Origin of the sequence: Agrobacterium sp. a22-2 (genome assembly GCF_012276985.1) — a bacterium.
GTDB lineage: Bacteria > Pseudomonadota > Alphaproteobacteria > Rhizobiales > Rhizobiaceae > Allorhizobium.
In genome coordinates this window covers 52230-71548 of the sequence record NZ_JAAXMM010000004.1, presented here as the reverse complement: position 1 = coordinate 71548, position 19319 = coordinate 52230, and the positions used below count along the sequence as shown (strand labels likewise).

Here is a 19319-nt window from a genome sequence, read left to right as displayed (position 1 = left end):
CCTCACCGCAATTTCAGCGTCGAGAGGCCAAGCATGGCGAGGCCGACGGCGATGATCCAGAAGCGGATCACCACCTGGCTTTCGGTCCAGCCGAGCTTTTCGAAATGGTGATGGATCGGCGCCATCAGGAAGACGCGCTTGCCGGTCATCTTGAAATAGCCGACCTGGATGATCACCGACATGGTCTCGATGACGAACAGGCCGCCGATGATCGCCATGACGATCTCATGCTTGGTGGCGACCGCCACCGAGCCGATCAGGCCGCCGAGCGCCAGCGACCCGGTATCGCCCATGAAGATGGCGGCCGGCGGCGCGTTGAACCACAGGAACCCGAGCCCCGCCCCGATCACCGCCCCCAGGATGACGGCCAATTCGCCCGTTCCGGGCACGAAATTGATCTGCAGATAGTTGGAAAACACCGCATTACCGGTCAGGTAGGCGATGATGCCGAACGAGGCCGCCGCGATCATCACCGGCACGATGGCCAGACCGTCGAGACCGTCGGTCAGGTTCACCGCATTGCCGGCCGCAACGATGACGAAGCCGCCGAACAGCACGAAGAAGATGCCGAGATCGATCAGGAAATCCTTGAAGAACGGAAAGGCGACCGAAGAGCCGAAGGTCGAGCCATGCTGCCCGGATGCCAGCGCCGTGTTCATCATGAAATAGACGGCGATGCCGGCAATCACGAATTCGATGGCGAGCCGTGCCTTGCCAGAAAAGCCCTTGTCGGTCTGTTTGGTAACCTTGAGGTAATCATCGTAGAAGCCGATGGCACCGAAGCCGAGCGTCACCAGCAGCGTCGCCACCACATAGACGCTGGAGAGATCGGCCCAGAGCAGCGACGAGCCGACGATGCCGGCCAGGATCATCAACCCGCCCATGGTCGGCGTGCCGGCCTTCTTGAAATGGGTCTGCGGACCGTCGGCCCGGATCGGCTGTCCTTTGCCTTGGCGCACCCGCAGCGACGAGATCATCCGCGGGCCAAACAGGAAGACGATCAGCGCCGAGGTGAACAGGGCTGCACCCGTGCGGAAGGTAATGTATCGGAACAGGTTGAAAAATTGAAGATTATCCGCCAGTTCCACAAGCCAGATCAGCATAAGAGCCCTTTCCAAAAGCCCAAGTTTAAATTTGGCGCTCGGTGTCGGTGAATGGTGCATGCTTGTCAAGCAGGGCCGCGACAATCTTGCCGAAGCCGATGCCCAGCGACGACTTGACCATCACGACATCGCCCGGTCGCACGGCTCGAACGGCGAAAGCCGCCAGATCCTCGGTCTTTTCCAGGTATTCCACTTGGACGCTATCCGGCAGTGCGTCCCGCAGCGCCGCCATTTCCGGACCGGCCAGCCAGACATGCTCGATGCCGGCCGCCAGCAGCGGTCCGGCCAACTCGCTGTGAACGTCCTTCGAAAAGGCGCCCATTTCCAGCATGTCGCCGAGAACCGCAATCCGCCGCCCCTCGCCGGTCGGAACGGACGAGGCAAGAACCGCGATGGCCGCGCGCATCGAGGCCGGATTGGCATTGTAACTTTCGTCGATCAGCACATAGCTGCCCGTGTCGAGCGCCAGTCGGTGACGCTGCCCGCGGCCCTTGACGGCGGACAGGTGCCCGAGCGCCTCGATCGCGCTAGTGAGATCGGCACCGCATAGGCTGGCAGCCCCCAGCGCCGCCATGGCGTTCTCGGCCAGATGTCGGCCGGGCGCGCCGATGGCGATCTCCCGGGTCTCGCCGCCGATCACCGCCCAGACAACCGAGCTTTCGGCAGAACCGTCGAATTCGGCCAGCCGGAACTCGGCCTTGGCATGCTGGCCAAAACTGTGGATATGCTCGACGCCGGCCGCCTGTGCTGCCCGCTCCAGATACTCGAATTGGCTATTGTCGCGGTTGAGCAGCGCATGACCGCCCGGCTCGATGCCTTCGAAAATCTCGGCCTTGGCGGCGGCGATCTCCTCCAGATCGGCGAAATTGCCGAGATGGGCCGGCGCGATCGTGGTGATCACCGCCACATGCGGACGCACCATCTTGACCAGCGGCCGGATTTCGTCGGCATGGTTCATGCCGATTTCAAAGACGCCGTAGTCGGTATCGGCCGGCATGCGGGCCAGCGTTACCGGCACACCCCAATGATTGTTGAACGAGGCGACGGCGGCATGCACCCGGCCCGACGGCTCGAGTACCCGCCGCAGCATTTCCTTGGTCGTCGTCTTGCCGACCGATCCCGTGACGGCGATGATCTTGGCATGGCTGCGGTCGCGCGCCGCAAGACCCAGTTTCTGCAGTGCGGCCAGCACGTCCTCGACGACGATCATCGGAACCGTGATGCGTCCCAGCGCCGGCAGCTTGGCCTCGCTGACGATGAGCAGCGCCGCGCCATTGGCAACCGCTATGCTGGCATAGTCATGACCATCGACCCGGTCGCCCTTGATCGCAAAGAACGCCTCGCCCGGAGCGATACTGCGGCTGTCGATCGAGATCCCGGTAATGCCCTCGGGCAAGGTGCCGAACGGACGCCCGACGAGATGGGTTATCAGTTCTTCAGTCGTCCAGAGAAAACTCAAATCTCCATCCCTTCCAGCGCCTTGCGCAATTCTGCATGGTCGGAGAACGGCAGCGTCACATCGCCGACCGTCTGGCCCTCTTCATGCCCCTTGCCGGCCACGATCAGGGTGTCGCCGGCGGCCAGCATCGCGACGGCCTGCCGGATGGCCTGCGCGCGATCGCCGATCTCAAGGGCGCCAGGCGCTGCCTTCATGATGGCGGCACGAATCTCCGCCGGCACTTCGGAACGCGGATTGTCATCGGTGACGATCGCCACATCGGCCAGCCGGCAGGCGATCTCGCCCATGATTGGCCGCTTGCCGCGATCCCGGTCGCCGCCGCAGCCGAACACGACAATCACCCGGCCGGTGGTAAACGGCCGCACCGAGGCCAGCACGTTTTCCAGCGCATCGGGTTTGTGGGCATAATCGACATAGGCCAGCGCCCCGGTTTTGGTGTGACCGACCAGTTCGAGACGGCCAGAGGCTCCGACCAGCTTTTCGAGCGCCTTCAACGCTGCGCCAACCGGTACGCCGGTCGAAATCGCAAGGCCCGCCGCCACCAGCGCATTGGCCACCTGGAAGTCGCCGGCAAGCGGGATATGCACCTCGAAGATCTCACCCTCGGCATGAACCTCGGCGACCTGCTTGTGGCGGAAATGCTCAACGCGCTTCAAGGCCAGGAATTCACCGTGCCGGCCGACCGTGCGGATATCGTGTCCGGCCGCTGTCGCAACACGGATCGCTTCCGTCGACCACGGATCGTCGGCAAAGATCACCGCCGGCGAGCCTTTTGGCAAAAGCGTGTCGAACAACCGCATCTTGGCGGCCATATAGGCCTCGACCGTTGGGTGGTAGTCCATGTGATCGCGGCCGAGATTGGTGAAACCGGCCGCCGCCAGCTTGACGCCATCGAGCCGGCTCTGGTCGAGCCCATGGCTGGAGGCCTCCATCGCCGCATGGGTAACGCCCTCTTCGGCAAGCTCGGAAAGCAGCTTGTGCAGGGCGATCGGGTCAGGCGTGGTCAGCGAGCCGTAATCGTTGCGGGAAGGTGAAATGACGCCGGTCGTGCCGATCTGTGCAGCGGCAAGACCATGCTGCGCCCAGATCTGCCGGGTGAAGGAGGCAACCGAGGTCTTGCCGGCCGTCCCGGTGACGGCAACCATGGTCTGCGGCTGCGCGCCATAGAATCTTGCTGCGGCCAGCGCCAGGAAGCGGCGCGGCGTGTCGGACACCAGGACCGGCACCGATGTGGAATGGGCGTGCGAAGCGACGACGGCGGATGCGCCGCGCGACACGGCGTCGTCGATAAAGGCCGCACCGTCAGCCTTGGTGCCGGCCAGCGCCACGAACAGCATGCCGGGCGTCACCTTGCGGCTGTCGGCCGTCAGGCCGGAGATCTCGATATCGCCTGTTGCATCGTCGGGACGGTCTCCCTGCTTACCGAAGGTCCCGTCAGCCAGATCTCGCAGTTTCATGATGTCGACTTTTCCAGTAGCGCGGCCGAATCGGCCGCGTAATTAAACATCTCTCAATAGGACACGAGCAATTCGTTGCCCACCTCACCGAAATTTGGTTCTACACCGAGAATTGCGGCGCTTCTGCGAATAATGTCGGCCACCATCGGTGCGGCCGAATTGCCGGCAAGCGCTGCGCCATTGCCCTTGTCGGTCCTCGGCTCGTCAATGACGGTCAAAACCACATATTTCGGATCGTCGATCGGAAACGCCGCCAGGAAGGCGTTGAAGTTCTTGTCGCCGACATAGCGGCCGTTGACCACCTTGTCGGCCGTGCCGGTCTTGCCGCCAACGTTGAAGCCGTCGACGCGGGCATTGCGTCCGGAGCCGTTGACGCCGTTCCACTCGAAGAGGAACCGCATGTCCTTGCTGGTCGAGGGCTGCAGAACCTGCGTGGCAACCTGGTCGGCCTGTTCGCGGGTGCGAGGCAGGAAGGTCGGCTCGATCAGCTTGCCGCCATTGACCAGCGCCACTCCCGCCACCGCCGTCTGCAAGGGGGTGGTCGAGACACCGTGGCCAAACGAAATGGTGATCGAGTTGATCTTCTTCCACTGCCGCGGCTGGCTCGGCATCGCCACTTCAGGCAGTTCGGTCTGCATCTTGCTGAGCAGGCCGATCCTGGTCAGGAATTCCTTGTGTCCATCAGTCCCGACCGTGTCCGCAATCTTCGCCGTGCCGATATTCGACGAGTACTGGAAGATTTCCGGCACCGTCAGCACGCGATTCTTGCCGTGAAAATCCTTGATCGTGAAGCCGCCGATGCGGATCGGCGCACGGGCATCGAAACTGTCGGTGAGCTTCACCTTGCCGGAATCGAGCCCCATGGCAATGGTGAAGGACTTGAAGGTGGAGCCCATCTCGAACGTGCCGTTCGACATGCGGTTCAGCCAGCCTTCCTTGGCGCTGGCCGCCGGATTGTTGGGGTCGAAGTCGGGAAGCGAGCCCATTGCCAACACTTCGCCCGTATGCACATCGATGACCACAGCACCGGCACCGAGCGCTTCGAATTTGGTGATCGCCCCCACCAGCACGTCGCGAACGATGTTCTGAACCCTGAGGTCGATCGACAGCTTGACGGGCTCGAGCGGCGTGTCGCTGGTCATGCCGAGGGCTGCGAGATCGGCCAGCCCCTGATTGTCGATGAACTTTTCCATGCCCGCCATGCCGCGGTTGTCGATATTGACGTAACCGACGATATGCGAGGCGGTGGAGCCGCCGGGATAGAAACGCCGCTTTTCCGGACGGAAGCCAATGCCGGGAATGCCGAGCGCCAGGATCTGGCTCTGCTGCTTCGGCGTCAGCTGGCGGCGCAGCCATTGAAAATGCGACTTGGAGGACAGCTTCTTATAGGTGTCCTTCATGTCGAGATCCGTGAGAACCGTCGCAAGCTTCTCGATCGCCTCGTCCGGATCGACCACCTTGTGCGGTTCGGCAAACAGCGACACGGTACGGATGTCGGTGGCCAGAAGTTCGCCGTTGCGGTCGAGAATATCCGGCCGCGATGCCATCAGCCGGTCGGCCGGCATGATGCTCGACACCGTCTCGGGCTGCGCATAGCCGTATTGCACCAGCCGCCCGCCGATCACCCCGTAGGCCACGGCAAAGCCGGCGATCATCAGGCCGACGCGTTTCCTCGCCAGTTCCGTCTTGCGCTTGCCGGATCCCTCGAAGGCGGGCTTCTTGACGGAATGGGAAACGCCACCCTTGCCGTCGGAGGAGAAATGGGCCTGGCTCTTCAAGAGCATGATGCGGGAAAGGAATGACATCAGGGCTTCACCGATCCGGTTGCAATCTCATCCGTGGCCTCGCCCGCGCCATTGCCATCGGCAATTTCGTCCTTGGGCTCGGCCTGCGGCAGCTGCGAGCGCAGCATCGGCAGCTCGAAGGGCCGTGCCAGCTGTGTCGGCATCGTCGGCTCCAGCTTCAGCTCAGGCCCATAGACGGCAATCAGCCGCTCCAGGCGGTTAGGCTGGGCGAGCAGCGCCCAGTCGGCCTTCAGCAGTTCGATCGTATCCCTCTCAAGCTTGATCTCGGCCTCGATACGGCGAACGTCCTGCCGCTTGTTGTCGGTCAGATGCTTGATCTGATAGGTCACGGTCGCCGCAGCCGCCATGGCGCCGATCATGACGAGATCGAAGGTCCTCAGCATCGATCAGCCTCCCATCCGGTTGATCTCTGCCAGATCCGGCAGGTCGAAGATTGACATGTCGGGCCGTTCGGCCGGCACCTGGGTGCGCACCGCAGCCCGCAGCTTGGCCGAACGGGCCCGCGGATTGGCCTCCGCCTCTTCCTCGCTGACCGACACCATGGTCTTGCCGATCGGTTCGAAGGTGGCAGGACGCTCATGCACCATCGGCATATGCCGCGAGCCGGCAGCCCGACCGTCGCGATCCGACAGGAATTTCTTGACGATGCGGTCCTCAAGCGAATGGAAGGTGACGACCACCAGCCGGCCGCCAGGCTTCAGCGCCCGTTCCGCCGCGAAAAGCGCCTCCGCCAATTCGCCGAGTTCGTCGTTGACGAAGATGCGCAGCGCCTGGAAGACGCGCGTCGCCGGATGGATCTTGTCCTTGGCCTTGCGCGGCGTGACGATCTCGATCATGCCCGCCAGGTCGCGGGTGGTGCGGAAAGGCTCGTTGGTCCGCCGCTTTTCGATCGCACGGGCAATGCGGCCCGACTGCTTCTCTTCACCGAGAAAGCCGAAAATGCGGATCAGATCCGACACTTTAGCGCGATTGACCACGTCGGCTGCCGAAACGCCGGCGCCGGACATGCGCATATCGAGCGGCCCGTTGCGCTGAAAGGAAAAGCCGCGTTCCGCCTCGTCGATTTGCATCGACGACACGCCGATATCGAGCACGATACCGTCGAGCCCGCCTTCAGGTGCGAATTGGTCGAGATTGGAAAACTGCGCGTGATGCAGCGCCAGATGACCGCCGCGCGACGCGACCAGCGCCTGTCCGCCGGCAATGGCCGTGGGGTCGCGGTCGAGCGCGATGACGTCGGCGCCTGCATCCAGGATCGCCGTCGTATAGCCGCCGGCACCGAACGTGCCGTCGAGGATGACCTTGCCCGGCTGCGGCGCCAGCGCCGTCAGCACTTCTTTCAGAAGAACCGGAATGTGACGGACCGGTCCGCCATCAGCTTCAGTAGAACCTCCGCCAAGATCCGCCGCCATTCCGTTTCCCCGTACTACCGGGAGCGCAAACCCAGTCGCTTGCGCTCCTCTCTTGCCGCCGCCTGCGCCTCGTGAAACGCCTGCGGCTGCCAAAGCTGAAAATGATCCGAACGCCCCACGAAGGTGACCTCGGACGTGATACCCGTGAAGTCCCGGATGAAATCCGAAACCATCAAGCGCCCTTCCGCATCGAGCCGCATGAAGATGCCGCCGCCATGCACCAGCAAGGACATCTCGTTCGCCTCCGGCGAAAAAGGATCCTCCGCCGAAATCTGCCGCTCGTACCTTTCGAGCAGATCCGGACCGCCGACGCTGATCGCTGGAAACACGAAATCCTGAAAGCAGTAAAGCTCCTGGATATCGCGCTGCGCCAGAACAGACCTGAACGCCGCCGGAACGGAAACCCGCCCCTTCGCATCGATCCTGTTTGTCGCATTGGACAGGAAGCGGTTCATGACGCTTTACAGCCGCTCCTTCTCGAATGAGACGGATTGCCCGCCCCCTTGATTTCCCCCGCACCTGCGCCGCGACGCCTGCAAAAGAGCAGCTTGAGCAACCGCAAAACACATCGAATTCACCGCCTCCGGTTCCGGAAACGAACGCTTCGATGGGTCGTTCAAAAGTGCAATTATGGGATATCATGGGACAATTTGGGCGTCAATGGGATGAGGTCTGTAGCGACACGTTCGGCATTCAAATCTTTATAAGCTGTTAAGTTTAACGAATGGTTAGGAACGCTCATTTGAAGACGCCTGCGCAAAGCTTCGCCGGCGCGGTGTCACCACGCTGAAATGGGCGGATATAAGGATTATCTTTCAATGCATTACGGGAAGTCTCAGTCCTTGTTCATGCCCTTTGGGCAAAGGGTGCCAGTTGGCCTGTAAGCCGGGTTCTGTATGGCTCCGGTCGCCCGGAACGTGGCAGCCATTCATCTGGGACAGCATTTGCACGCTGCCTCTCGCAACCCACCCGGATGACTGGCCCGGAAACAGGCTGTAGCCCTGCTTGCGCAGGACCCGCGTCATCCCTATTCGGTCTTGCTCCCGGTGGGGTTTACCGTGCCGTCTCTGTCACCAGACACGCGGTGGGCTCTTACCCCACCCTTTCACCCTTACCCCGTAAACGGGGCGGTTTGCTTTCTGTGGCACTTTCCCTGAGGTCGCCCTCGCCGGACGTTATCCGGCACCGTGTTTCCGTGGAGCCCGGACTTTCCTCACCTTACCGCCTTTCGGCATTGGTAAAGCGCGGCTGCCCAGCCAACTGGCAGGGCGTCCATAACCGACACCGACCGGGAAAGCCACCGAAAATATCTCCTCCAGGACCGCACTGCCCTCAGCTGAGGAAATGCGGCCGGAAATCAGTGCTGTAGCCATCGTCGTTGATTCGGCCTGTGAGCAGCATCTCAGCGCCAAGCCGGCCGATTTCGTCGGAACTCTTGGCCGCCGCCCCGCAGCCGCCGGTCAACACCACGACATTGTCGCTACCGGCCGGGCCAATAGCGGGATATCCCGTTGGCGTAAAGGATGTCACGCAGGCGCTCATCGTCACCGGCGCCTGCGAAAGACCCGGCACCAGCCGGTCGATGATCCGCTTCAGGTGATCGCGCGTGCTGTCGCGACCGCCGCGCCGGAACCAGGCACGAATCTCCGGCTCGGTGGACAATGGCAGATCGTCCGGATCGCCGCCGATCTTCAGATAGGTCCGCCCGTCGGGATAACGCACCGGCGGCAGCAGATAGATGTGATCGTGGGGTTCGTGCGATTCGACGATCAGCGACGGCATGCCGGCATAGCGCGGCAGATCTGCGTCTGCGATTTCGAAGAAGGCGACGGTCCTCGCGTAAACCTTCAGGTCAACGGGACGCGGCAAGAGATTCTGGGCAATGGAGAAACCGCCCGCGGCTACCAGAACCTTGTCGGCCCGATAGCTGCGGCCCTCGGCCGTCGTCACCGTGGCACCGGAACCATCCGGAACAACCGACACGACGGTCTCAGCAATGATCGCCGCTCCTGCCCGCTTAGCCAGCAGCGCCTGTGCTGCCACCAGCTTGCGCGGATTGACATAACCGGCCCGTTTCGCCTCAAACACGCCTTCGCTGCGCGGCTCGAAGGCGAAATAGGGAAACCCGTCCGAAAGCCCGGAATCGTCCAACAGATCGGTCGAAACCCCGAGCCGGCCCGCGGCCCCCACCACCTCGCCCACATAGGCATTGGCGCCGCCGCGCTGCGGCCCGACGATCAGGCACCCGGTCTCATGATAGAAGTCGATGCCGCTCTGCTCGGCAATTTCGCCATATCGTGCAATGGAACGGTTGGCGAGCAAGGCCCAATCCGCATCGCGATCGATAGTGCGGGTAATGCGCGCCTCGTCGTAATGGCTGGCAAAAACGCCCTGGTGGCTGGCCTTGTCGACCGGCTCGTCCGGACCAATCAAGGCCACGCCATCCGTCATCTGCGCCAGATGGCGGGCCGCCGCGGCCCCCATCATGCCTCTCCCGACAATGATAAATCTAAACCTGTCCGCCATGCCCTTATCCACCAACCGATCGACTGCAATCGTCCGGAGATAGCATGCGGACAAACGTCCTGCATCATCGGTTTGCGTCGCGCAGCGAGACCGCCGCGCGACATTCCGTCACGAGCCGATCAGGGCCAGCACCTTGCCGCAATAACGCTTCGACACCGGGTTCATGCGCGTGGCGCCATGTCCGGCATTATAGCGCAGGATCGTGCCACAGGTCTCGCCGCCGCCAAGCTCGTGGGCTGCCGCCAGGTATTTCATGCCGAACATGATATTCGTCTCCGGATCGTAGAGACCCGATATCTTGCCGCGATAGCCCATGGCCCGTGCGGTGGCAGGCTTGATCTGCATCAGGCCGATTTCACCGGCGCTGCCGCGGGCCTTCGGGTTGAAATTGCTCTCGACACGCACCACCGCATGGGCCAGCGAGACCGGCACGCCATACTTGGCCGCATAGGTCGAGATCAGCTTTCCATAGGGGCTCTGCGAGAATTTCGGCATGGCAAAGCCGCTCTCGCGTTTTACGGTCAAAAGCGGCTTGGTATAGGTGCGTTCCTCATCGCGGGCGCTCGCCGTTCCGAATCCGGACACAAGAATAGCGAGGCATGCCGCAGCAGCAACAAAGGGTCTTGTCATTTTGAAAGTCAGTCTCCGAACCAGGGGCGGTGCCGCTGCGCTGTATTGCGTCAGTCTTCCGGCGACACGCTCCACCATCGGATCCGCGCTGCCCTGCCCTCATCGTTGATATCCGCGGCCACTCTACTCAGCGAGCACCGCATTCAGCACCGTCCTTAGAGCCGTTCTTTAAGGAATTCCTGTGGCACTCCGGTTTTTTAGGCAGAAAGACCGTCCAGAGCGCTCGGATCACGCACTCACCAAGTCCGGTTTTTCAGCCGAAACGCGGCAGGGAGGACAACAGGCGGTGCAGCGTCTCGATGGTCGACATGTCCGCAATGCCGTCGACCTGCTGCGGCCGGAAATGCAGCTGGAAGGCCTTCACTACCGCCTCGGTTTTTTCCGAAAATTCACCCGTGATATCAATTCCGTAACCATAGAGGGACAGCATCGATTGCAGGGCTTCGACCGGCTGGCCGCAATCGCCGCGCTGGAAGTAGCGGCCGCCGCTAACCGCAACCGGCTCAACCCAGTGACCGACGCCCGCCCGGTGGAGTTTTCCCCAGGGGAACATTTCACCCGGATCGACCTTGCGTCCGGGCGCGATATCGGAGTGGCCCAGCACCCGCTCGGGCGCGATTCCACGGCGCTCGACGCAATCTCGACACAATTCGACGACCGCATCGACCTGCGCATCCGGAAAGGCCGGCAGGCCCGCCGGATGGCCGCCATTGGCAATCTCGATGCCGATCGACCGGGAATTGATATCGCTCTCGCCGGCCCATTGGCTCTTGCCGGCATGCCAGGCCCGGTGCGCCTCGGGCACCATCTGCACGACCGTGCCATCCTGGTGCACGAAATAATGGCTCGAGACCTGGCTTTCCGCGTTGCAGAGCCAGGCCAGCGCGCCCTCGTCCGATTCCATGCCGGTGTAATGGAGAATGATCATGTCGGCGGCGATCCCGCCGGCCCGCTCCCCAAAGTTGGGAGACGGCACGACGCGAGCGCCGGGGTAATCGGCCTTGAAGGATATCATGCGGCGCGGCGTTCTTTTTCGATCGCTGCGTAGGCCGCGTTGAACGTCGCCATGCGCTGATGGGCCGCGGCATGGAATTCCACGGGCACACCGCGGGCATGCAGCCGGTCGGGATGATGCTCCGAGGCCAGGGCCCGGTAACGCTTGCGGATCGTCGCGAAATCATCCGACGGCGACACGCCGAGAACGCCATAGGGATCCCGCTCGCCATGAAGGTGCCGGCGGCTCACCAGCTCAAAGCGGTCCTCATCTAGGCCGAATATGTCGGCGATGCGCGCCAGGAACGCCAGTTCCTTCTCGTGGATCAGCCCATCGGCCTTGGCGATGTGGAAAAGACCGTCGACGATGTCTTCCAGCACCGGGCAGCCCTTGGTGCCGGAGCCGCACATCTTGGCGATCTTCTCGGCATAGGCCTCGTAGCCGGCGACGTCCTGGCGGGCCAGATTGTAAAGCCGTGCCACGTTTTTCGCCTCTTCCGGCGGAAAGTCGAAGATCGACCGGAACGCGTCCACTTCGGCATTGGTGACAATGCCGTCGGCCTTTGCCATCTTGGCGGACAAGGCGATGATCGCCACGGAAAAGGACACGCGCCGGCGGGTTTCCGGATCGCCCTCGAAGACGGTCCTGACCGCTTCGACCATGCTGGACAGCGCATTTCCCGCCGCATCGCCGATAGCGCCGAGCAGCTTATCCCAGAACGAAGCTATCTGTTCGCATGCAAAATCGAAAATCATATAGGCAGCATGACCAAATAATCGCGCAAAAAGCAAGCCACGGAGACTTGCGGACCAGGTTAAACTTTGTTCACAATAACGCGTTCAAGCGCGGCAGCGGCTTTCGTTCTTGTCATTTGCGCAATTGATTGGACTATCATTTTGCCGCATGCGAGGCCTCGGCTCCCCATACAGGAGCCATCATGCAGCCGTTATCCTCCGCCTCCCTCGGCATGCTCCTTGGCCTTGCCGGCGTCACGATCTTTGGGCTGACGCTGCCGATGACCCGGATCGCTCTCGATGGCTTTTCGCCGCTGTTCATCACCTTCGGCCGCGCCGTCATTGCCTCGACCGCCGCCGGCATCACCCTGCTGGCGCTCGGCAAGCGCTGGCCGACAGGTTCCTTCGCCACCCTGTTCGGCGCCGGTCTTTGCGTCACCGTCGGCTTTCCGGCCTTCTCCTCCATTGCCATGCAGACCCTGCCGGCCAGCCATGGCGGCGTGGTGCTGGGCACCCTTCCCCTGTTGACCTCGATCTTCGCCGTGATCGTCGATGGCGAACGGCCCGGCCCTCTGTTCTGGGTCTGCGGCATTGCCGGCGCACTTCTGGTGATCGGCTTTTCCGTGCGCCAGAGCGGGCTGCATCTGGAAATCGGCGACTTGTGGCTGCTGGCCGCCGCTGTCTCGGCGTCGCTCGGCTATGTCCTGTCGGCAAGGCTCGCCCGCCGCGTCGCTGGCTGGGAAGTCATTTCATGGGCCTTGCTTGTGACCTGCCCGATCGCGGTGGTGGGCGCACTTGTTACCGCCTTGACCGGCGGCATCGCGTCACCCGGTCCGACAGCGGTCGGCGCGCTGTTCTACCACGGTCTGCTGTCGATGTTCGGCGGCTTCGTTTTCTGGAATGCCGGCCTGGCGATCGGCGGGATTTCGCGCGTCGCGCAGGTGCAACTGATGCAGACTTTCGTCACCCTGATTTTTTCTGCGCTGCTGCTCGGCGAGCATATCGACATTGAAACGATTATATTCGCGCTCAGCGTCGCCTTCGTCGTCTGGCTCGGGCGAAAGGCCCGAATTTCTTGATTAATTCACTTTACAGGCCTGCCTGTCTTGTCGCATCCATGGCGCCGAAACAAACATCTGAGCGGCGCATCCCGGCGTCCAAGGAGGAATGATGGCCAAACAGAAAGTCGCAATGCTGACCGCCGGCGGTCTGGCACCCTGCCTCTCGTCCGCAGTCGGAGGCCTGATCGAGCGCTACACCGACATCGCCCCCGATGTCGAGCTGATCGCCTATAAATCCGGCTATCGCGGCCTCCTGATGGACTACAAGATCGAGATCACCAAGGAGATGCGCGAGAAGGCCCATGTGCTGCATCGCTATGGCGGCTCGCCGATCGGCAACAGCCGCGTCAAGCTGACCAACGCGGCCGACTGCATCAAGCGCGGCCTGGTCAAGGAAGGCGAAAATCCGCTGCGCGTCGCCGCTGAACGGCTGGCCGAGGACGGCGTCACCATCCTGCACACCATCGGCGGCGACGATACCAATACGACCGCTGCCGACCTTGCCGCCTATCTCGGCGCCAATGGCTATAACCTCACCGTGGTTGGCCTGCCGAAGACCGTCGACAACGACGTCGTGCCGATCCGTCAATCGCTCGGCGCCTGGACGGCGGCGGAAGTCGGCGCGCGCTTCTTCGATCACGTCTCCAACGAGCAGAGTGCGGCACCGCGTTCGCTGGTCATCCACGAGGTCATGGGCCGCCATTGCGGCTGGCTGACGGCTGCCACCGCCCGCGCCTATATCCAGCGCACCCGTCACAACGAATATATCGACGGTTTCATGATGAACACCGAGATGAAGAACATCGACGGGATCTACCTGCCTGAGACCCATTTCGATCTCGATGCCGAAGCCGAGCGCCTGAAGGAAATCATGGACCGCTGCGGCTTTGTGACGCTGTTCGTCTCGGAAGGCGCCTGCCTGGAAGAGATTGTCGCCGACCGCGAGGCAGCCGGCGAGGACATCAAGCGCGATGCCTTCGGCCATGTGAAGATCGACACGATCAATGTCGGCAACTGGTTCCAGAAGCATTTCGCCAAGCTGCTCGATGCCGAGCGCTCCATGGTGCAGAAGTCCGGCTACTATGCCCGCTCCGCGCCGGCCAATTACGAAGACCTGCGCCTCATCCAGAGCATGGTCGATCTGGCGGTCGAAAGCGGCCTCAACAAGGTCTCCGGCGTCACCGGCCACGACGAGGACCAGAATGGCAAGCTGCGCGCCATCGAATTCTCGCGAATCCAGGGCGGCAAGGCCTTCGATCTCAACACCCCCTGGTTTGGGGAGGTGATGGATTTCATCGGCCAAAAATACGATCCGGCCAATTGACGACTCCGGCAAATGGTGGCTTGCTCTTTCTTGATTGAGGGAGTGCATATCATGACCATTGAACACTGGCTGGCCTTTGCCGCAGCCTCGGCGATCGTGCTGGCCATTCCCGGCCCGACGATCCTGCTGGTGACGTCTTATGCCCTGGGTCATGGCCGCAAAACGGCGTTTGCGACTGTGACCGGCGTGGCCCTGGGCGACCTGGTTGCCATGACCGCCTCGATTGCCGGCATGGGCGCCCTGCTGGCCACATCAGCGACGGCCTTCATGGTGCTGAAATGGATCGGCGGGGCCTACCTCGTCTTTCTCGGCATCCGCCTGTGGCGGGCGCCGATCGTCGATGGTCCGCTCGCCGACAACGATAACCTGCCGCAGCAACGGTTTTTCAAGATCTTCGGACACGCCTTCATGGTGACCGCGCTGAACCCGAAGAGCATCGTGTTTTTCGTCGCCTTCGTTCCGCAATTCATCAGCCCGGCGCTGCCCTTCCTGCCGCAGGTGGCGATTTTCGAGGCGACCTTCGTCGTCCTCGCCATGCTGAATGCCACAGGTTATGCCTTGCTGGCCGACCGTGCCCGTCGCTATATCCGCAAGGCCTCGACCCAGCGCATCGTCAACAGAACCGGCGGAACGATGCTGATTGCAGCCGGTGCAGTGACGGCCGGCTACCGCAAGATCGCCGCGTGACAAACCGTCCACCTTGCCGAATTTTAACCTTTGGACTATGAACGCTTTGTGATCACGGTTTATGCAGTGATTGAAAGATTCGTGAAACTATGGTGATCGGCATGATGGTGAATTGGAAAAGCAGCTACGCGCCGGGGTTTGCCGCCGTGCTGATGACCGCCCTGACAGGCTGCACGGCCATGAACGAAACGGCCGAACTCAAGCCCGCTCCGGCATCAACGCCCACGGCGGCGTCCACCGATACGGCCGCCGTCGTTACCGCCCCTGCGATGTATGACAAGGAGGACGGCACGCAAGTAGCCGTGCTTTTGCCGACCCCCAAGCCTGGAAGCGAGATATCGCTGGCCCTCGCTCCGGCGGTCGCAACACCGGTCGTTGCAGCCAACGCCGCCGTCCTTCCCGAAACACCGACCGCAGCCGTCGCCGTGGCATCGGCCCAGAACGGCCTGGTGACCGCCATGGTCGCCCCGACCGACACGACATTGACCGCCGAGATCTCCGCCGTCCAGTCCATCGTGCCGACCCCCAAGCCCGCCACCATGCTGGCCTATGCCGCACCGAGCAAGGGCGGATCGCTGGCCGCGATCGACAACCAGTACGACCTCTCAGGCCCGGCTGCCCCGCAAATCATCCCGCCGCCGCCGGCGGCCGCCTCGCTCTCCGGCCCGACGGCGTTGAACGGCCTGATCAGCAAATATGCCAAGATCTACGACATGCCCGAGGCGCTGATCCATCGCGTCGTGCATCGTGAAAGCCGCTACAATCCGGCCGCTTACAATGGCGGCCATTACGGGCTGATGCAGATCAAATATGCGACCGCCAAGTCGATGGGTTACGATGGCCCGGCCGCAGGTCTGTTCGATGCCGAGACCAATATCAAATATGCCGCGAAATACCTGCGTGGCGCCTGGCTGGTGGCCGACAACAGCAATGACAATGCGGTCCGTCTTTATGCCCGTGGCTATTATTACGACGCCAAGAGCAAGGGCATGCTGCACGTCCTGCAGCCCTGACCGTCACTTCAAGGCATCGATGACCGCCTTGACGAGTGGCTGCGGCCGATAGCCGACGGAATACGGCGTCAGACCCAACCGGACCACGACGAGTCGCTCCGACGGCACGATGGCGATCGACTGGCCGTCATGGCCCTGTGCCCAATAGGTGTCACCCGGCAGACCGAAACGCCCGTCCGGCTCGTCGCCTGGCCCGACCTGCCAGGCCTGTCCATTGGTGTAGCGCCCGCCTGAGGCCCGGCTTGGCGCCTGCATCGACTGCACGAAACCGGCCGGCAGCAATCGCACGCCGTTCCATTCACCGTCCTGCAAGAGGAACTGGCCGAATCGCGCCCAATCGGGCGCCGTGGCATAGAGATAGGAACTCGCCACGAAAGTCCCGGCCTGGTCGGTCTCCATTACCGCACTGGTCATGCCCAGCGGCCCAAACAGCGCGGTTCGCGGATAGGCGAGCGCTGCGGCCGGATCCTCGAACGTGTTCATCCACAAACGCGCCAGCATGACGCTGGTGCCGGAGGAATAATTGAAGGCCGCGCCCGGACTGGCAATCGACGGCATGGCCGCGGCAAAGGCCGCCATGTCGGGCTCGAGATAAAGCATGCGCGTCACGTCGGCGACACCGCCGTAGTCCTCGTTGAACTGCAACCCGCTCTGCATCGCCATCAGGTCAGTCGGGGTGATGGATGCACGCGCATCGTCGCTCCACTCGGCGAAAACTCCCTTGGCCTCGAGGTCGATGCGGCCTTCGGCCACCGCCCGGCCGAGGATCGCCGCATTGACGGTCTTGGCGATCGACCAGCCGAGCAGCGGTGTGTCTCGGTCAAAATCCGGGCCATAGGCCTCGCCCGCCAACTGCCCGTCCTTGATGATGACCACCGCGCGCATGCCACTGCCGGTCAGGTCCCGGTCGCCAAGAACGGAGGCAAGGCGCGGATCGTTTGCAGCACTGTCGCCGCCTGCCGGCCAAGGTCCGGCCGCAGGTTTCGGCAGCGGCGGCAAGGCGGCCGGCGGCGCGGCAAGCACCGTCTCCAGATCGCCATCGGCGACACTGACGCAGCCAAGCCCTTCCCGGTAGACGGCCGTTGCCGGAACGAAGACGCGCAGCAGCCTTGCCGTGACGCTGCCCTGTTCCCGGTCGACGTCGACATGCACCGTGCGCAGCAGCGGATGGCCCGGTGCCTGCACATCCTGCGCCAGCACTTGGGCCCCATCGCGCTTGGCGAGAAACACGTTCGAGCAGACGATCTTGGCCGCATAGCCGGTGCCGACGCGCAGCAGTTCGGGCGGCGCCACCGACAGCCAGGCGATCACGCCGACCAGCAGCATGACGAAGACCAGGACAAAGCCCTGCAGCACCAGACGAACAACGCGCATGACGATTCCTCCCGCGGCCAGCGCTGCATGCAATCAGGAAAATGTTGCAGGCGAAAGACCTCGCCAAAACTTTCATGGATCGCTCGGCGCCCGGTTCAGGAGACCATGGCCGCGAACGGGCCGTGCGAGACGAGCAATGGACCGACCATGCAGGCCGGAACGGGCTTTGAAATCAGAAACCCTTGCGCCTCGGAAATCCCCAGCGTCCGCACGAACGCCATCTGCTGTTCTGTTTCGATGCCTTCGATCGTCGTGTGGATCTGGAAGGTGGCCGACAGCTTCTGCATGAGATCGACAAGATCCGCATCGCGCTGGCTTTCCAGCATTTCCTTGGCAAACGACCGGTCGATCTTCAATTGGTCGAGCGGGAACATCTTCAGATTGTTGATCGACGAGAAGCCGGTCCCGAAATCGTCGAGCGCGATGCGGACGCCCATTGCCCGAAGCGCCGTCAGGCTCTCGCAAACCACCTCCATGTCGACGGAAAACACCGCTTCCGTCACCTCGATCGTCAGTCGGCCGGGCGCCAGTCCCGCCTCATCGAGGCAGTCCTTGATATAGGCGACGAAGCCGCGGTCCTTGAACTGGTCGCCGGATACATTGACGCCGACGCCGGTGGGCGACGGCCAGCCCGCCGCCTCCCGGCAGGCGTTTTTAACCACCCACCGGCCGATTGCCAGGATCATGCCGGTCTTCTCGGCCAGCGGAATGAACACGCCGGGCGCGATGACGCCGCGCTGCGGATGCCGCCAGCGCAGCAGGGCTTCCAGCGAGCGCACGGCACCGCTTTCAACACCGATGATCGGCTGATATTCCAGGAACAGTTCGTCATCCTGCAACGCCCGCGCCAGATCCCGTTCAATCTCGATGTGCAGTAGCGCCTCGGTGGCCATGTCGGTGGTGTAGAAGAAATGGGTCGAGCCGAAAGCCTCCTTGGCCTTATAAAGTGCCAGATCGGCTCGCTTGAGGATCTGCGACATGCCGACATCGCCCATCTCGGCAAACGTCACGCCGATGCTCACGCCGCTGACCACCCGGCCGCGCGACAGATCGAACGGCGCCCCAACCCGGGTTTCGATGCGCCGGCACAGTGCCTCGACATCCGCCCTGTCCCCCACGCGTCTGACCACCGCGACGAATTCGTCGCCGCCCAGGCGAAACAACCGGCCGGTCTCGCCCAGAACCTCAACCAGACGCTGGCTGAGCGCGATCAGCAATTCGTCGCCCGCATCGTGCCCCATCGTGTCGTTGACGAATTTGAAGCGATCCAGATCGAGCAGCAGAACCGCGAGATCGGACGTCGTGTCCGGTGCCGCCAGATGACGCAGCAATGCCCATTCCAGCGCCGCGCGGTTGGGCAAGCCGGTCAGCCGATCGTGCCGAGCCTCGTATCGCAGCCGCTGTTCGTCCCGTTCCAGATCCCTGATCCGACGGCGAAGCCTATTCTGCTGCCGGCAGGAAACCACTCCGAGCAAAGCAGCCAGCGCCGCCGTGGCACTATGGCCCGAGCCTATCCGGAAAAATTCTATTGCCGCAGAAGGCCCGTCGATCCAGGCCATGGCTGAAAACGCCAAAAGCGGCAAAGCCGCACCGATTGCCGAGCCCACGAAAACATATCGCATACGGGTGATCGGCAGAAACGCATTTAACATCATGTTAATCGCCCCCGAAACTGTGCCGAAACCTTACGGCATGAGCGATTAAAGCTTCGTTATTACTACGCGGTTCGCGAGCTATAAT

The 19319-nt window shown here is 62.5% G+C and carries 17 protein-coding genes and 1 other RNA gene; 4 read left to right on the top strand and 14 right to left on the bottom strand.

Features of this window, described 5'->3' with window-relative positions; translation table 11 throughout:
- Positions 1-2: 2 nt before the first annotated feature.
- The 12 genes from mraY to HFC70_RS07450 all read right to left on the bottom strand — a co-directional run bounded on the left by mraY (position 3) and on the right by HFC70_RS07450 (position 12141).
- A complete protein-coding gene (gene mraY, locus HFC70_RS07505; RefSeq protein ID WP_168472616.1) occupies positions 3-1103 on the bottom strand; it encodes a phospho-N-acetylmuramoyl-pentapeptide-transferase in 1101 nt (366 codons plus the stop codon).
- A 25-nt stretch (positions 1104-1128) separates the two neighbouring features.
- On the bottom strand, positions 1129-2562 hold the full coding sequence (locus HFC70_RS07500; protein WP_168472615.1) for a UDP-N-acetylmuramoylalanyl-D-glutamyl-2,6-diaminopimelate--D-alanyl-D-alanine ligase: 1434 nt from the start codon (positions 2560-2562) through the stop codon (positions 1129-1131).
- Positions 2559-4019 (bottom strand): UDP-N-acetylmuramoyl-L-alanyl-D-glutamate--2,6-diaminopimelate ligase, encoded by a 1461-nt coding sequence (locus HFC70_RS07495; protein ID WP_168472614.1) that lies wholly within the window; start codon positions 4017-4019, stop codon positions 2559-2561. The genes HFC70_RS07500 and HFC70_RS07495 overlap by 4 nt, the downstream gene beginning before the upstream one ends.
- Positions 4020-4072: 53 nt before the next feature.
- Positions 4073-5824: a penicillin-binding protein 2 gene (locus HFC70_RS07490; RefSeq protein ID WP_168472613.1), complete on the bottom strand. Its 1752-nt coding sequence runs from the start codon at positions 5822-5824 to the stop codon at positions 4073-4075.
- Entirely contained in the window at positions 5824-6207 is a 384-nt protein-coding gene (locus HFC70_RS07485) for a hypothetical protein (RefSeq protein WP_168472612.1), read from the bottom strand. The genes HFC70_RS07490 and HFC70_RS07485 overlap by 1 nt, the downstream gene beginning before the upstream one ends.
- 3 nt (positions 6208-6210) lie before the next feature.
- Positions 6211-7236, bottom strand: a complete 1026-nt coding sequence (gene rsmH / locus HFC70_RS07480; RefSeq protein ID WP_168472611.1) for a 16S rRNA (cytosine(1402)-N(4))-methyltransferase RsmH — start codon at positions 7234-7236, stop codon at positions 6211-6213.
- A gap of 14 nt (positions 7237-7250) precedes the next feature.
- Entirely contained in the window at positions 7251-7691 is a 441-nt protein-coding gene (mraZ, locus tag HFC70_RS07475; protein WP_168472610.1) for a division/cell wall cluster transcriptional repressor MraZ, read from the bottom strand.
- Between the two features lie 410 nt (positions 7692-8101).
- Positions 8102-8500, bottom strand: an RNA gene (gene rnpB, locus HFC70_RS07470) — RNase P RNA component class A.
- Positions 8501-8568: 68 nt separating this feature from the next.
- A complete protein-coding gene (locus tag HFC70_RS07465; protein WP_168472609.1) occupies positions 8569-9762 on the bottom strand; it encodes an FAD-binding oxidoreductase in 1194 nt (397 codons plus the stop codon).
- A 108-nt stretch (positions 9763-9870) separates the two neighbouring features.
- A complete protein-coding gene (locus HFC70_RS07460; RefSeq protein ID WP_168472608.1) occupies positions 9871-10392 on the bottom strand; it encodes a lytic transglycosylase domain-containing protein in 522 nt (173 codons plus the stop codon).
- A gap of 253 nt (positions 10393-10645) precedes the next feature.
- Positions 10646-11407, bottom strand: coding sequence for an N-acetylmuramoyl-L-alanine amidase (locus HFC70_RS07455; RefSeq protein ID WP_168472607.1), 762 nt, complete (start codon positions 11405-11407; stop codon positions 10646-10648).
- The gene (locus HFC70_RS07450; RefSeq protein ID WP_168472606.1) at positions 11404-12141 is read right to left on the bottom strand and encodes a DnaJ family molecular chaperone; all 738 of its coding nucleotides are present in this window, start codon (positions 12139-12141) and stop codon (positions 11404-11406) included. Before HFC70_RS07450 ends, HFC70_RS07455 begins: the two co-directional genes overlap by 4 nt.
- A gap of 182 nt (positions 12142-12323) precedes the next feature.
- Between HFC70_RS07450 and HFC70_RS07445 the strand changes: the two genes are divergently transcribed.
- From HFC70_RS07445 to HFC70_RS07430, 4 genes are all read left to right on the top strand, one after another.
- Positions 12324-13199 (top strand): DMT family transporter, encoded by an 876-nt coding sequence (locus HFC70_RS07445; protein ID WP_168472605.1) that lies wholly within the window; start codon positions 12324-12326, stop codon positions 13197-13199.
- A gap of 91 nt (positions 13200-13290) precedes the next feature.
- Positions 13291-14505: a pyrophosphate--fructose-6-phosphate 1-phosphotransferase gene (locus tag HFC70_RS07440; protein ID WP_168472604.1), complete on the top strand. Its 1215-nt coding sequence runs from the start codon at positions 13291-13293 to the stop codon at positions 14503-14505.
- A 51-nt stretch (positions 14506-14556) separates the two neighbouring features.
- A complete protein-coding gene (locus HFC70_RS07435; protein ID WP_168472603.1) occupies positions 14557-15192 on the top strand; it encodes a LysE family translocator in 636 nt (211 codons plus the stop codon).
- Positions 15193-15293: 101 nt separating this feature from the next.
- A complete protein-coding gene (locus tag HFC70_RS07430; protein WP_246735681.1) occupies positions 15294-16205 on the top strand; it encodes a lytic transglycosylase domain-containing protein in 912 nt (303 codons plus the stop codon).
- Between the two features lie 3 nt (positions 16206-16208).
- Here the strand turns inward: HFC70_RS07430 and HFC70_RS07425 are convergent, their stop codons facing one another.
- Together HFC70_RS07425 and HFC70_RS07420 are read right to left on the bottom strand one after the other, a co-directional pair.
- Positions 16209-17579, bottom strand: coding sequence for a serine hydrolase (locus HFC70_RS07425; RefSeq protein WP_168472601.1), 1371 nt, complete (start codon positions 17577-17579; stop codon positions 16209-16211).
- Positions 17580-17674: 95 nt separating this feature from the next.
- A complete protein-coding gene (locus tag HFC70_RS07420; protein ID WP_210259180.1) occupies positions 17675-19234 on the bottom strand; it encodes a bifunctional diguanylate cyclase/phosphodiesterase in 1560 nt (519 codons plus the stop codon).
- Positions 19235-19319 lie beyond the last annotated feature (85 nt).

Excerpts from the sequence above, each read along its gene's own strand:
- mraY (WP_168472616.1), bottom strand. The coding sequence starts at position 1,103 with ATGCTGATCTGGCTTGTGGAACTGGCGGATAATCTTCAATTTTTCAAC.
- HFC70_RS07495 (WP_168472614.1), bottom strand. The coding sequence starts at position 4,019 with ATGAAACTGCGAGATCTGGCTGACGGGACCTTCGGTAAGCAGGGAGAC.
- HFC70_RS07490 (WP_168472613.1), bottom strand. The coding sequence starts at position 5,824 with ATGTCATTCCTTTCCCGCATCATGCTCTTGAAGAGCCAGGCCCATTTC.
- HFC70_RS07485 (WP_168472612.1), bottom strand. The coding sequence starts at position 6,207 with ATGCTGAGGACCTTCGATCTCGTCATGATCGGCGCCATGGCGGCTGCG.
- rsmH (WP_168472611.1), bottom strand. The coding sequence starts at position 7,236 with ATGGCGGCGGATCTTGGCGGAGGTTCTACTGAAGCTGATGGCGGACCG.
- mraZ (WP_168472610.1), bottom strand. The coding sequence starts at position 7,691 with ATGAACCGCTTCCTGTCCAATGCGACAAACAGGATCGATGCGAAGGGG.
- HFC70_RS07465 (WP_168472609.1), bottom strand. The coding sequence starts at position 9,762 with ATGGCGGACAGGTTTAGATTTATCATTGTCGGGAGAGGCATGATGGGG.
- HFC70_RS07460 (WP_168472608.1), bottom strand. The coding sequence starts at position 10,392 with ATGACAAGACCCTTTGTTGCTGCTGCGGCATGCCTCGCTATTCTTGTG.
- HFC70_RS07455 (WP_168472607.1), bottom strand. The coding sequence starts at position 11,407 with ATGATATCCTTCAAGGCCGATTACCCCGGCGCTCGCGTCGTGCCGTCT.
- HFC70_RS07450 (WP_168472606.1), bottom strand. The coding sequence starts at position 12,141 with ATGATTTTCGATTTTGCATGCGAACAGATAGCTTCGTTCTGGGATAAG.
- HFC70_RS07445 (WP_168472605.1), top strand. The coding sequence starts at position 12,324 with ATGCAGCCGTTATCCTCCGCCTCCCTCGGCATGCTCCTTGGCCTTGCC.
- HFC70_RS07440 (WP_168472604.1), top strand. The coding sequence starts at position 13,291 with ATGGCCAAACAGAAAGTCGCAATGCTGACCGCCGGCGGTCTGGCACCC.
- HFC70_RS07435 (WP_168472603.1), top strand. The coding sequence starts at position 14,557 with ATGACCATTGAACACTGGCTGGCCTTTGCCGCAGCCTCGGCGATCGTG.
- HFC70_RS07430 (WP_246735681.1), top strand. The coding sequence starts at position 15,294 with ATGATGGTGAATTGGAAAAGCAGCTACGCGCCGGGGTTTGCCGCCGTG.
- HFC70_RS07425 (WP_168472601.1), bottom strand. The coding sequence starts at position 17,579 with ATGCGCGTTGTTCGTCTGGTGCTGCAGGGCTTTGTCCTGGTCTTCGTC.
- HFC70_RS07420 (WP_210259180.1), bottom strand. The coding sequence starts at position 19,234 with ATGATGTTAAATGCGTTTCTGCCGATCACCCGTATGCGATATGTTTTC.